The sequence below is a fragment of the Brevibacillus aydinogluensis genome (assembly GCF_961514395.1).
Classification (GTDB): Bacteria; Bacillota; Bacilli; order Brevibacillales; family Brevibacillaceae; genus Brevibacillus; species Brevibacillus aydinogluensis.
In genome coordinates, this window is the sequence record NZ_OY569118.1 from 3,523,447 (window position 1) to 3,537,291 (window position 13,845).

Here is a 13,845-nt window from a genome sequence, read left to right on the forward strand (position 1 = left end):
AGACAAACGAGGAGGGTTGCTGCATGTCAAGCGATTGGAGTCATTTGGTTGGTCAGATGCATACCTTGCTGGCGCCAAGCATGGCCAAAGACCACCCGAATCTGCCGGTAGTCAAGGCGGAAGGCGTCTACTACTACGGATTGGACGGCAAGACCTATCTGGACTTTACATCCGGCATTGCCGTCGCCAATACCGGTCATCGCCATCCGAAAGTGGTGAAGGCAATCAAGCAGGCGGCGGACCAACTGGTGCACGGTCCGTCCGGCGTAATCATGTACGAGTCGATCCTGCGGCTGGCCAAGGAATTGACCACCGTGCTCCCGGCTGGACTGGACTGCTTTTTCTTTGCCAATTCCGGCACGGAAGCGATCGAAGGGGCCATCAAGCTGGCCAAGCACGTGACGAGGCGCCCCTACGTCCTCTCGTTTCTCGGCTGCTTTCACGGGCGTTCGATGGGTTCCCTTAGTGTGACGACATCGAAAAGCAAGTACCGAAAATTTCTGCAGCCCAGCGGCTTGTCCTACCAGCTCCCCTACGCCAGAGTGGATGAAGTTCCGCCAGGGGCCGATCCTGACGTATATTGCGCCGAACAACTGGAAAAGGATGTGGCGACACTGTTCGCCCATCAGGTAACGCCCGAAGAAGTGGCCTGCGCAATCGTCGAGCCGGTTCTGGGCGAAGGCGGCTATATTGTCCCGCCCAAGGGCTGGCTGAAAAAGCTGAGGGAGATCTGCGACCGGCACGGAATCCTGTTGATTTTCGACGAGGTGCAGACCGGTTTTGGCCGCACCGGCAACTGGTTTGCCGCCCAAACCTTTGAAGTTACCCCTGACATCATGGCGATCGCCAAGGGGATTGCGTCCGGCCTGCCGCTCAGTGCCACGGTCGCTTCCCAGGAGCTGATGAAGCAGTGGCCGCTGGGCAGCCACGGCACCACGTTTGGCGGCAATCCGATCGCCTGTGCGGCAGCTCTGGCCACGCTGGAAGTGATGAAAGAAGAGAACCTGGTGGAAAACGCGCGCGTGATGGGCAGCTACGCTCAGGAACAGCTTTGCCGCCTGCAGCAGAAACACCCGACGATTGGCAGCATTCGCGCCGTCGGACTGATGATCGGCATCGAAATTGTCGATCCGCGCACGAAGGCTCCCAATGGAGAGGGATTGCTGACCATCCTGAACAAGTGCCTGAGCAAAGGCGTGTTGTTTTACCTGTGCGGGAACCGCGGTGAAGTCATCCGCATGATTCCTCCGCTCACGGTGACCAAGGAGCAAATCGACGTTGGCCTGCGCATGCTGGACGAAGCCATTACGGAATACGAACAGGAAATACTGTGCATCGGCAGCAGTGCCGTGTAACCAACTTTCACAGGAGGAGGCCGTCTATGGTAAGGTACAAACCCAAGGATTCATCCCAATCCCCCCGCTTTTGCGGCGTGCGCACGTTCATGCGGTTGGAACAGGTGCTGACGACGGACGGTGTCGACTTTGCGGTGGTGGGCGTCCCTTTTGACACGGGGGCGTCCAACCGAACCGGTCAGCGGTACGGCCCGCAGCATATCCGGAACGCTTCGGTGCTGCTTCGCCCGTACAATCCCGATCAAGACATCCATATCTTTGAATACTGCTCCGGTGTTGATTACGGCGATATCGACGTGGTTCCATTCAACATTCACAAGACGTACGACAACATGGAGCGGGAGCTGTTTTCGCTCATCGCCAACGACGTGACCCCGATCATTTTGGGCGGGGATCACTCCATCTCGCTCGGCAGCCTGCGCGCATTTGCCAGAAAATTCGGTCCAGTCGCCCTGATTCACTTCGACTCCCACGGAGACACATGGGACAGCTATTTTGGCGAAAAGTACACACATGGAACGCCGTTCCGCCGGGCGGTGGAAGAAGGATTGATCGATACGTCCCATTCCATCCAGATCGGGATGCGTGGACCGCTCTACGGACCGGAAGACATCAACGACGCCCGGGCGCTTGGCTTTGAAGTGATGCCGATGAGCGAACTGCGCGCCATCGGCGGTGAACAGGCAATCCGCCGCATTCATCAGCGGGTGGGAAATCGGCCGGCGTACGTGTCATTTGACATTGATTTTGTCGATCCCGCGTACGCGCCGGGCACGGGAACCCCGGAAGTCTGCGGGCCTACCAGCTACGAAGCGATTCAACTGGTGAGAGGGCTGGACAAGCTTCAGCTGGTCGGGTTTGACCTGGTCGAAGTCCTGCCGTCGCACGACCCTGGCGAAATTACAGCCGGACTGGCCGCGGCCGTAGCCTACGAAATGATCAGTCTGATCGCGTGGAAGCACCGCCGTAAACAGGTACATCAGGAGGGATAATGGATGAACAGCATCGATACGATCGTCATTCTGCTGTATTTCGCGCTGCTGATTGCGGTGGGCGTCATCGGCTCCAGGCGCGCCCGGACATCGGAAGAGTACGCATTGGCGGGACGCAATCTGGGCATGTTCATGTTTCTCGGCTGTTTGTCCGCCGTCATTTTGGGCGGAGCTTCCACCATCGGCACGGCGAAGCTGGGCTACACATACGGCATTTCCGGCATCTGGTTTGTCACCATGATTGGTGCTGGCATCATGCTCCTGGGCGCCTTGTTCATCAAGCGGATCTCCCAGTCCAACGTGACGACGATCAGCGAGTTTTTGGGCAAGCGTTACAATGCCGAAACCCGGCTCGTGAGCGCCCTGGTTGCGGCAATTTACACGCTAATGGTAGCCGTGACGCAGGTGATCGGGATGGGCACCATCATCAACGTGCTGCTGGGGTGGGACATGACTCTCTCGATGGTTGTCGGCGGCGGAATCGTGCTGTTCTATACGATTTTGGGCGGCATGTGGAGCGTAACGATGACGGACATCATCCAATTCATCGTCATGACCGTGGGCGTTTTCCTGGTCATGCTGCCGATGAGCCTGTCGCATGTCGGCGGGTGGGATCAACTGGCATCCAGACTGCCGGCCGCCCATTTTGATCTGACTTCCATCGGCGGCGAGCAAATTTTTCAATATTTCCTGCTGTACGCGCTCGGCATGGTGGTCTCCCAGGATATTTGGCAGCGCGTCTTTACCGCCCGCACGATGCAGATTTCCCGTACCGGTTCCGTTTTGGCCGGTGTCTACAGCATGTTGTATGCGGTTTCATTGACCATCATCGGAATGTGCGCATTCGTCGCCTTCCCTCAACTGGAAAACCCGCAAAATGCGTTCACCACCATGGCCATTTCCATTCTGCCCAATGGCGTGCTGGGCCTCGTGCTGGCCAGCGTCTGCTCGGCGCTGATGTCGACCGCCTCCGGGACGCTGCTCGCCTCCTCCACATTGCTTACTCACGACATCATGAAGCCGTACTGGTTTCGGGACATGGACGATCGGCAGCTGCTGCGGCTGTCCAGGGTAACGACGCTGTTCATCGGCGCGCTCGCCATTGTCTTTTCAATCTGGATTCAGGACGTGCTGGTCGCGCTTGACGTGGCGTACGCCATTTTATCCGGTGCGATATTCGTTCCGCTCGTGGTTGGATACTTTTGGAAGCGGGCGACAGCGAAGGCGGCCTTTTCCTCGATCATTGCCGGCACCGTCGTCGTGCTGGCCGGATTGGCGATCGAAGGTCTCAGCTCGACGAATCCGATCATGTACGGCATCGCCGTCAGTTTGGCCGTCATGATCGGCATGTCGTACACAACCGCCCCGAGCGTTTCCGACAACGTCCATTCAATCAAGTGACGGGGCACTTCCACCCGCGAGCCTGCGGCGACGGGACCCGGGACAAGCTCGCCGCGAACGGATATAAATGAGCCACGAGAGAATATGAGGCTGACATCCTCCGTGCATCCGGAGATGTCAGCCTCCTTGTTTTCCGGGCGATGCCGGTTTGTCGTATCAGCGCTCAGGCGCGCTTGCTTTCAACTGAATGGTGGCGGTTCGTTTCTGCTGATCCCACTCGATTTTCCCATCCAGCAGTTCCGCCACCAGCCGGAGCGGGACCATTTCCGTACCGGCAATTGTCCGCTTATCCGCCGACAGGGGCAGCGCCTTTCCATCGCGAAACACCTTGCCCTGTTTCGTGATCCGGATGACCGTGCCCTCTATGGCTGCCACCAGTGCGCCGTCCTGCTGGTCTATGTGAACGGCCGCCCCCAGTTTCTCAAAGGCCTCCATAGTCGGAACGTAGATGCTCCCGCGGATCAGTACGGGCGGCGTGAGGAAGGAAATCTTCTCCGACTGCCGCATGACCTGGATGGGAGCGACTTTGCGGGGGACGACCACCAGGGCGTTGCTCAATTCCCTGCCCGGCGCCGTCAGCAGCTTGCCATGCGCGTAAAGGCCGGATGACGCTCCGCCGTCCAGGTTCATCGCCGCCACCAGCCCCATCGACTGGCAGATGCCGGCCAATTGGGCCAGGGTGACATTGGGGACCGTTCCCATCACCAGTTGATTGTTCGCCGTGTAGCCAATAAACGAGCGCTGCCCGCTTGCCTTGGTCAGCTTGGGATCATTCATTCCCTCTGCGACCGGATTGACGACGATTTTCCCGTCCTTTACCAAAGTGGGGCCCGCACTGGTGACGTGTTGAAACGAATTTGCATCAAACCGGGAGGAACGGTCGATCACCGGCAGGGCGTTTCCGTTGAATCCGATGGACGACCCGCTGACGCCGTCGTGTTTCTTCTCGTAGTCGATGACGATCAATCCCCAGGGCGGCTTGTAATCCCCCTTGTTGTAGGCCATGAAAAACGTTCCGTTAATCGCAGCCAGTGCTCCCGTTCGTTTTGCCATCCCCGCCAGGCTTTCCGTCCGGCCCAGCTCGTCCCGCGCCAGTACCGGACGGACTTCCAGCCGGGGATCGTTCAGATTGATCGTGACGAACTGGACGGTTCTGCTTCCGGCAGACGTGGAAACCTTTTTGCTGCCCGCCATCACACTTTTGGATACATCCTGTGCCGCTCCCTGCGCGGCCAGATGAGCCGGCAAGGCAAGCGCGACGAGCAACACGATGGATATTAGCCATTTCCCTATTTTCATTTCACATTCACCTGTTCCGAAACGTATGTATTTCTGATTAAATTTTATCATAATTTTCCATCGACGAGCAGCGCGTATGACATCCTCTATGTACGCATGGGACGGGCTTGGTTATAATGAAACTCATCATCCGCCGGACACAGAAAGTTCAGGTGATCAATCATGCTGTCGATTCGGGTCGTACGCATGCCGGCCAATCTGCCGCCGGACTACGTGGATCTGTTCCTGTCCAGGGTATCCGCAGAACGAAGGCAGAAAATCGCCCGGTTTGTTCGCAAGGAGGACGCTTACCGCTCCTTGCTGGGCGAGGTGCTGGTCCGCTCAACCCTCTCCGAGCATACCGGTGTGAGGCCCGATGCGCTTCAATTTGTCTACAATCCCTATGGAAAGCCGTTTTTGCAAAACAACCCGGATGTGGGCTTCAATCTCTCCCACTCCGGGAACTGGATTGCCATGATCTGGGGCGACAGCTCTTGTTGCCCGGGTATTGATGTGGAGCGGATCGTGCGCATGGATCTGCACATCGCCGAACACCTCTTTACCCCGCAAGAAAACCGGATGCTTGCCTCCAAAACGGGAGATGCCCGGTTGGAGTATTTCTATCGCGTATGGACGTTGAAGGAAAGCTATGTGAAAGCCGTCGGCAAAGGCTTGTCCATTCCGCTTGATTCGTTTTCCGTGGTGTGTACGGAAGAACAGACGTGGTATTCCCCGGAGGCGGACGGTTTCCATTTTACAAGCATCAGCTTGGACGAGGAGCACATCCTGTCGGCCTGCTCGTGCAAGGCTGCGCTCCCTGATCACGTCCAGCACGTCTCCCTATCGTCCTTGTACGAAACCCTCCTGTAGGGAAATGCAAAACAGCCGGATTGCCTTGGCAACCGGCTCAGTGTGTAGATAATGTAGCTGTTGCGAGGAGAACACGTTTCCGTCAGCCGCTCCGTGCTCGCCCAGCAGGAAAGCCCAAACTGCACGCTTCGCATCGATTTGCGGGGGATCGCCAAAGCCGCATGGCTACGCAGCCTGTTCAACGGTGGCGCTCCCTTTTCCCGCAAATCGCTGCTCCGCTCAGTAGGGCTCACAAGTCGCTCTGCCTGGAAACGTGATTCTCCTTCGGTACAATCGGTTTGTCTTCAGTCTGACAGCCGGATTGCCTTGGCAACCGGCTGTCAGTGTGTAGACGAAGTCCGTGGCGCGGTGGAGGCGCGCCCCATGGAAGCCGGAGGAATGTTGGCGAAGGCGGCGATCTGCACCGCTCCGACCGTATGGCCCGGGAAAACGCCGACGCCGAACAACAGCGTGCGAATCAGCCACGGGTTGGTGCCAGCCCGCCACGTATATGACGCACACGACTGCTTTCGGGTTCAGACGTGCCTTCATTGTCCTTGTCCGACAACAGCCCCTGACCCGGCTTGCAGGCTGCGGGGCCGCAGGTCGGTCCATTGTGAGCGGATGTAGTCCAGGCATTCCTGACGCGTCTGCGGCCCCAGCACAACAGTCCAGCCTTCAGGCACTGCGATGAATGCCGGCCACAGGGAATACTGCCCCTCGTGATTGATCAGCACCAGAAAGGTGCCATCCGCTTTTTCAAAAGGATTGGTCATCGAATCATTCCCTCCTCGAGTGTCCGGATGCCGGACGGTCCAAGGCCTTCAGCTTGGCCGCCAGTATCTGGCCGATTTCGGCAAGCGGGCCGGGCTGACACAAATCCTTGTGCCGGCACGCGATGTCATGCCGTTCGATCCGTCCGCTTACATAGGGAATCCACATATCCGGTTCAATCGGATCAAACCAGTCCGGGATGATCGTGGAGCGGAAAAACAGCAGGTCTCCCTCGTATCGCTCCGGTACATACGCTCCCAGAATGCGGACCGAGTTCACATACGTTTGTTTCAGATTCATGATGGTCGATTCATCCAGGCTGGCCAGTGCGCTGGCGTCGCTGCGGAGGATTTCGAGCGCGCTGGCCATGGTGAGCGGGCCGCCACCCAGGCTGTCCGGATCATAGCCGCCCAAGGCGAGCAGCGCGATCAGGGCCTCCTCTTCATCCGGTTCTCCGCGAAGCGGCAGGAGGTGGCTGGGGTACGAATCGAGCATGGCCAGGAACGAGACTTCTTCTCCCTCTTTCTGAAGCTGCACGGCCATCGCATGCGCTACATTGCCGCCAAACGACCAGCCCAGCAGCCGATACGGACCGGCAGGCTGAACGGAACGAACATGTTGAAGGTAATCGGCCGTCATTTCTCCCAGCGTTTTCGGAAACTCCTCGGTCCGGGCAATGCCTCGGGCCTGCAGGCCGTAGATCGGATATTCCGTGCCGAGATGTTTCATCAGCCCGGCATAGCACCAGCTGAGTCCGCCTGCAGGATGTACGCAGAACAGCGGGAGCTGCTCGCCGTGGGCGCGGAGCGGCAGCAGCACCTGGAGCGCGCTTTTTCCCGTGTCCATGTCAAGCCGTTCAGCAAGCCCGGCAACAGTAGGCGCCTCAAACAGCACGCCGATGCCGATGTCCCGGCCCATGGTCTCGCGGATGCGGCTCATCAGGCGAACGGCCAGCAGCGAATGGCCCCCCAGCTCGAAAAAGCTGTCATCAATACTTACACGCTGCAAACCCAGCACCTCGGCAAACAAATTGCACAAGACCTCTTCCTGCGGCGTTCTGGGGCCGCGCCCGCCTGAAGTCAGGGAGAAATCGGGCGCCGGAAGCGCCTTGCGGTCCAGCTTGCCATTCGGCGTGAGCGGCAGGACATCCATTTCCACGATCGCTGACGGCACCATGTAATCAGGCAGACTGGAGGCGGCAAACCGGCGCAGTACAGCAGGTTCGACGCTTGTGTCCGCGGCCGGAACGACGTAAGCCACCAGGCGTTTGTCTCCCGGCTGATCCTCCCGCACCACTACCGCCACCTGGGCCACAGCGGGATGTCTGGCGAGCACGGCCTCGATCTCGCCCAGTTCGATGCGGAACCCCCGAATCTTCACCTGCTGGTCGGCACGGCCCCAATACTCTAAAGACCCATCGCTGAGCCGCTTGGCAAGATCGCCGGTGCGATACATCCTCGTACCGGGGGGACCGAACGGATCGGCAACAAACCGCTCCGCCGTCAAATCCGGCCGTCCCCCGTAACCGCGGGCCAGTCCGGCACCGGCGACGTACATCTCCCCCGTCACTCCCGGCGGAACAGGCTGCAGGAAATCATCCAACACGTACACCCGCAGATCCGGTATCGGGCGGCCGATCAGGCTGTTGGCACCGGAAGCTGCATGGTGACGGTCAAGCTCGATATAGCTGACATGCACGGTCGTCTCGGTGATACCGTACATGTTGATCAGCTTGGGAGCATCGTCCGGATGGCGCTGATACCAGTCCGCCAGACGTCCCAATTCCAGCGCCTCGCCGCCGAAAATCACGAAGCGCAAGGAGAGCATCTGACCCAGGTCAGGATGTTCCCGATCAGCCTGCATCAATTGATAGAACGCTGACGGCGTCTGGTTCAATACCGTCACGCCCTCCCGCACGAGAAGCTGGAGGAACTCTCCCGGCGACCTGCTGATCGCATGGGGCACCACTACAAGACGTCCGCCATGCAGGAGCGCTCCCCAAATCTCCCACACCGAGAAGTCGAAGGCATAGGAATGGAACAGCGTCCACACATCGTCAGAGCCAAAGCGGAACCAGTGATCGGTGGAAGCAAACAATCTCACCACGTTCTGATGCGGGATGACGACGCCCTTGGGCCTTCCCGTGGAGCCCGAGGTGTAGATGATATACGCCGGGCTGTGTGCAGACAGACGTCCGCGGCGTTCACGGTCACCAGGATTGGCAGGAGAATGCTGCCTGAGCCGCTCTTGCGTCTCCGGTTCATCCAGCACGATCAGGGGCAGACCGCCAGCATCAGGCAGTCTGGTGACCACCTGCGTGCTTGTAATAATGGAAACCGGTCTTGCGTCCTCCAGCATATATGCCAGCCGGTCGGCCGGGTAATCCGGATCGAGAGGCAGGTAGGCGGCTCCGGCCTTCAGCACGGCCAGCACGCCGACAACCATTTCAAACGACCGCTGCAGCGCCAGGGCCACAACCTGCTCCGGACCGACCCCCTCTGCAATCAGCAGATGCGCGAGCCGATTGGCCCGGGTGTTCAGCTCATCGTAGCTCAGGGAGACATCCTCATGGACGACGGCCACAGCCTCAGGACTTCGGACAACCTGTGCCTCGAACAACTCCGGCAGCACGGTCTGCGGCACATCGTTTCCAACCGCGCTCCATTCCTGCAGCATGCTTTGGCGCTCTTCCGGCATCAGAATATCGAGTTCTCCGATCGACTTGCCCGGATCAGCAGCCACAGCCTCCAGTACTCGCAGGAACCGGCCCGCCAATGTTTCAGCCGTACTGCGTTTGAACAGATCGGCGCTGTATTCCAGAATGCCATCCAGACCCGCAGGAGTGCCATCCGCCGAACGGCGCTCCTTCAACTCCACGGTCAGGTCAAATTTGGCCGTGCCCGCACTTTCAATTGTCAGGCTGCTCTCCACACCAGTAAGTTCCAACGCCGCATCAGGCGTGTTCTGGAGCACCAGCATGATCTGAAACAGCGGGTGTCTGGACCGGGAGCGGACGGGGTTCATAACCTCCACCAGCCGCTCGAAAGGCAGGTCCTGATGCTCGTACGCAGCCAGATTTACCTCACGGACTCTGGCCAGCAGTTCTCGGAAGCTGGGGTTTCCAGACGTGTCGGTACGAAGCACCAGCGTGTTGATGAACAATCCGACCAGGCTGTCCAGCGCATCGTCGGTCCGCCCGGCAATCGGACTGCCGATCGGAATATCGGTGCCTGCGCCGAGGCGGGTGAGCAAAGCGGCGAGGGCAGACTGCAGGACCATGAACAGGCTCGCTCTGTTTTCACGGGCCACTTCCAGCAGTCGGCCGTGCAGTTCCTCGCTGATGTGGAACGGAATGACACCGCCCCGGTAGCTGGCTTCTGCCGGTCTTGGATAATCGCACGGCAGTTCCAACTGATCCGGCAGGTTGGCAAGTGTCCGCGTCCAGTACGCAAGCTGTCTGGCGATCAAACTGTCGGGATCGCGCTCACTCCCCAGAAGCTGTTCCTGCCAAACCGCGTAATCCGCATACTGTACCGGCAGCGGCGGCCATGACGGGAGCTCGCCCCGGCAGCGGGCTGCGTAAGCGGTGGAGAGATCGCGGGCCAACGGGGTCAGCGACCAGCCATCTCCGGCGATATGGTGCAGCAGCAGCAAGAGTACGTACTCGTTTTGTCCAAGTACGAACAATTGGGCGCGGAGTGAAGGCTCCGATGAGAGTTGGAAGCTGTAGCGCACGGCGTCGGCAAGCAGCCCGGGCAGTTCAGCCTCGTTCGTTTCCGTCACAATCAGCTCAGGTCGAGCGTCGGCTGCGTCCAAAACCAGCTGGTGCGACGCGCCCGACTTGTCGGGAAAGATGGTGCGCAGGGTTTCATGGCGAGCGACGACATCGCCAATCGCCTCCTCCAGCGCCTGTACATCCAGTTCGCCGGACAGGCGGGCCACGAGCGGAATGTTATAGGCCGGATTGGGTCCATCCAGTCGGTACAGGAACCACAAGCGGCGCTGGGCAAACGAAAGCGGCACTGCCTCCGGACGCGCGACCGGCCGCACAGGCGGTCTGACATCCCGCGCATGATCGAGCCGCTTGACCAGCCCTGCTACCGTGGGTGACTCAAAGAGGCTGCCAATGCTCAATTCGACACCGAAGACATCGCGGATACGGGCGATTACCCGTCCGGCAAGCAGGGAGTGACCGCCCAATACAAAAAAGTCCTCGTCTATCCCCACATGAGCCAGGCCGAGCACTTCGGCGAACAGGTCGCACAACATCTCTTCCTGCGGCGTCCTCGGTCCGCGCCCTGTAACCGTATGGAGATCAGGCGCCGGCAGTGCCTTGCGGTCAATTTTTTTATTCGGCGTCAACGGCATTTCGGCAAGTTGGACAAACGCGGACGGGATCATGTAATCGGGCAGTTCGGCGGAGACATGCCGGCGCAGCTCGGCTGGGTCTATGCCGGCGGATGCATGCGGGACCACATATGCCACCAGCCGTTTGTCCCCTGGCTGGTCTTCCCGGACGACTACTGCAACCTGGGCGATCGCAGGATGCCGGGACAGAAGCGACTCGATCTCGCCGAGTTCGATCCGGAACCCGCGAATTTTCACCTGGTGATCGACACGGCCCACGTACTCAAGGGAGCCGTCCGGCAGCCATCTCACCAGATCTCCCGTGCGGTACATCCGGGAGCCCGGCGCGCCGTACGGGTTGGCCACGAATCGCTCGGCCGTCAGCTCCGGCCGTCCCAGGTAGCCGCGAGCCAAGCCGGCACCGGCAATGTACAGCTCTCCCACCACTCCCGGCGGAACGGGCTTCAGTCCGCCATCCAGCACATACACCCGCGTATTCCAAATCGGCCTGCCAATCGGGGGTGTTCCCGCTCGCTCATCGCCAAGGTGCATGGCAGTGGAATAAATGGTGGTTTCCGTCGGACCGTATTGATTATGGACATCGCACCCCAGTTCCTGCAGGGCGAGTTTGAGCCCGCTGGGGAACGCCTCGCCTCCCGTAATGATGCGCAGGCCGTCAAATTTGTCGGGCCTGCTCGCTGCCAGCTCGTGCCACAGGGTCGGCGTCGCCTGCATGATCGTCGTGCCGGTCTCGCGAATCATTTTCGCCAGAGCCGACGGGTCCATGATCGTATCCTTCGCGGCGATGACAACACGGGCCCCGCTCGTGAGCGGCAGGTACAGCTCCAGAACCGAGATGTCAAATGAAATCGTGGTAACCGACAGCCACGCATCCCGTTCGTCCAGCGCAAACCGATCCTGCATCGCCAGGATCAGGTTGGTCAGATTGCCAAACGTGACCATGACCCCCTTGGGTCTTCCGGTCGAACCGGAGGTGTACAGCACGTAGGCAGGATGAAGCGGCGACAAGCAGTTTGTTCGATCAGCATTGCCGGGATTGTGAATCGCTTGCCGCATCAGCCTGTCGATGGTTTCCGGCTCGTCAAACACGAGTCTTGAGCCCGTACCACAATCCGGCAGCCGATGGGCAACCTGTCTGGATGTGATGACGCATACGGGTCTGGCGTCCTCCAGCATGTAGGCTAACCGGTCGGACGGAAAGTCCGGGTCCAGCGGCAGGTACGCCGCTCCCTCCTTGTGAACCGCCAGTATGGCGACGACCATCTCCGGTGAACGCGGCAGCGCAAGCGCGACCACACGCTCCGGTCCGACACCGTGCGCCATCAGCAGATGGGCAAGCTGATTGGCTCGTTTGTTCAGCTCGGCATAGCTGAGCGAAACGCCTTCAACCTCCACGGCGACAGCCTCAGGCGTGCGGGAGGCCTGCTGCTCAAACTGCTCGTGCGCGCTGGTCGTCGGCAGGTCATGAGCGGTTTCATTCCATTCAAACAGCACCTTCTGGCGTTCCTCCGGCAGGAGCAAGTCAATCTGCGAGACTGGTTGGCCGGGGTCAGCCGACGCCATATTGTCCAGAAAACAAAGAAAGCGCCGCTGATGAACCGCCAGCTCGTCGGCGCCGTAAATCGCCGGATTGGCGTCAAAATTGAAATGCAGCCCGCTGCCGTCTGATCTGTCGTAGACGTTTATCGTCAGGTCGTCCACGGGGCCGGCCGACAGGTTTCGCGTTGTCGCGCGATGGCCGGCAAAGCGCACATCATAGTCAAACGGCATCACATTGATCATCGGACCAAACAATCGCCGGTTGTCCCCCAGCAGTTTCAGATCGCGCCGCAGATCTTCATGCCGGTAACGCTGATGCCGTCTGATCTCGCGGATTTCCTGCGAGACCTGCTGCAGGAGAGCTGCCAGACTCATGTCCGGCCGCACCGTCAACCTTAGCGGCAGCACGTTCATGACCATTCCCGGCACGCGCAGCGATGCAGAGCCGAGTCGGCACATCATGGGCAAGCCGAGAATTACATCGTTTGCGCCGGTCAACCGCTGGACATAAGCCGCCGCAGCGGCAATCACGACGTCAGACCAGGTTGTCCCCGTCTGGCTTGCCAGCCCTTTTAGCGCAGTCATGCTGGTTGGCGGAAGCTGTGCCGACTGACGCAAAAAGCCGCGGGATGTCCTCGCCGCCCTGTCTCCCAGACTGACCACCTCGGGCTCATCGGCGAAGCGTGACAGCCAAAACTGCCGATCCCGCTTTATTTGCTCCGAGCTGCGATAGGCTGCCTCTTCCTCCAGGATGGAGTGAACAGACCCAAAGGCCGCCTCGTCGTACGGCCGGCCATGGACGAGTGCCGTATAGATGTGTGCCACCCTTTGTGCCAACAGCGAATAGCCAAAGCCATCAATCGCAATATGATGGATGCGCTGATACCAGAAGAACCGGTCAGGCGCCAATTTCAACAGCGCTTGTGCAAACAGGGGACCGCGGGTCAGATCAACCGGTTGGGCCATGTCCTGCTTCATCCACGTTTCTGCCGCTTCCTGCGGATCTTCATGGCCGCTGACGTCCTCGAAATGCAGCGGCCAGTCAGCAGACGGGCAGAGGCTCTGCCACGGACCATTCCAATCCTCGCCGAAGCGCAGATGCAGCGTTTCCGCCTCCGTCACGGCCCGGCGCAGGGCAGCCTCGAACAGCGCAGGATCGACGGGGCCATGGATTTCGATGCACTCGGTGGTGTTGAAGATCGGATTGTCCGGGTCGAGCTTTTGTGCAAACCAAATGCCATTCTGCGCACCCGACAAGGGCCAGCGTACATCCTGATGATCCGGCATGA

7 protein-coding genes are annotated in these 13,845 nt (G+C 59.6%); 4 read left to right on the forward strand and 3 right to left on the reverse strand.

The window, feature by feature from the left end; genetic code table 11:
• Positions 1-23: 23 nt before the first annotated feature.
• From Q7F15_RS17460 to Q7F15_RS17470, 3 genes are read left to right on the forward strand one after another with little or no spacing between them, the layout of a single operon-like run.
• Positions 24-1,355 carry an aspartate aminotransferase family protein gene (locus tag Q7F15_RS17460; RefSeq protein ID WP_171565192.1) on the forward strand — a complete coding sequence of 444 codons (1,332 nt, stop codon included), beginning with the start codon at positions 24-26 and terminating at the stop codon, positions 1,353-1,355.
• 26 nt (positions 1,356-1,381) lie between these two features.
• Positions 1,382-2,347 carry an agmatinase gene (speB, locus tag Q7F15_RS17465; RefSeq protein ID WP_304414732.1) on the forward strand — a complete coding sequence of 322 codons (966 nt, stop codon included), beginning with the start codon at positions 1,382-1,384 and terminating at the stop codon, positions 2,345-2,347.
• Between the two features lie 3 nt (positions 2,348-2,350).
• A complete protein-coding gene (locus tag Q7F15_RS17470; protein ID WP_304414733.1) occupies positions 2,351-3,748 on the forward strand; it encodes a sodium:solute symporter family protein in 1,398 nt (465 codons plus the stop codon).
• 156 nt (positions 3,749-3,904) lie between these two features.
• On the opposite strand, the gene Q7F15_RS17475 is transcribed toward Q7F15_RS17470, so the two are convergent.
• The gene (locus tag Q7F15_RS17475) at positions 3,905-5,047 is read right to left on the reverse strand and encodes a phosphodiester glycosidase family protein (protein WP_304414734.1); all 1,143 of its coding nucleotides are present in this window, start codon (positions 5,045-5,047) and stop codon (positions 3,905-3,907) included.
• Between the two features lie 162 nt (positions 5,048-5,209).
• On the opposite strand from Q7F15_RS17475, the gene Q7F15_RS17480 reads away from it, so the two are divergent.
• A complete protein-coding gene (locus Q7F15_RS17480) occupies positions 5,210-5,896 on the forward strand; it encodes a 4'-phosphopantetheinyl transferase family protein (RefSeq protein ID WP_230077750.1) in 687 nt (228 codons plus the stop codon).
• Positions 5,897-6,423: 527 nt separating this feature from the next.
• Here Q7F15_RS17480 and Q7F15_RS17485 read toward each other — a convergent pair.
• Both Q7F15_RS17485 and Q7F15_RS17490 read right to left on the reverse strand, forming a co-directional pair.
• Positions 6,424-6,651 carry an MbtH family protein gene (locus Q7F15_RS17485; protein WP_212132160.1) on the reverse strand — a complete coding sequence of 76 codons (228 nt, stop codon included), beginning with the start codon at positions 6,649-6,651 and terminating at the stop codon, positions 6,424-6,426.
• 4 nt (positions 6,652-6,655) lie between these two features.
• Positions 6,656-13,843, reverse strand: coding sequence for a non-ribosomal peptide synthetase (locus tag Q7F15_RS17490; RefSeq protein ID WP_304414735.1), 7,188 nt, complete (start codon positions 13,841-13,843; stop codon positions 6,656-6,658).
• Between the last annotated feature and the right edge of the window lie 2 nt (positions 13,844-13,845).

Bases quoted from the DNA above. Each gene is read 5' to 3' on its own strand.
- Q7F15_RS17460 (WP_171565192.1), top strand. From the start codon at position 24: ATGTCAAGCGATTGGAGTCATTTGGTTGGTCAGATGCATACCTTGCTG.
- speB (WP_304414732.1), top strand. From the start codon at position 1,382: ATGGTAAGGTACAAACCCAAGGATTCATCCCAATCCCCCCGCTTTTGC.
- Q7F15_RS17470 (WP_304414733.1), top strand. From the start codon at position 2,351: ATGAACAGCATCGATACGATCGTCATTCTGCTGTATTTCGCGCTGCTG.
- Q7F15_RS17475 (WP_304414734.1), bottom strand. From the start codon at position 5,047: ATGAAAATAGGGAAATGGCTAATATCCATCGTGTTGCTCGTCGCGCTT.
- Q7F15_RS17480 (WP_230077750.1), top strand. From the start codon at position 5,210: ATGCTGTCGATTCGGGTCGTACGCATGCCGGCCAATCTGCCGCCGGAC.
- Q7F15_RS17485 (WP_212132160.1), bottom strand. From the start codon at position 6,651: ATGACCAATCCTTTTGAAAAAGCGGATGGCACCTTTCTGGTGCTGATC.
- Q7F15_RS17490 (WP_304414735.1), bottom strand. From the start codon at position 13,843: ATGCCGGATCATCAGGATGTACGCTGGCCCTTGTCGGGTGCGCAGAAT.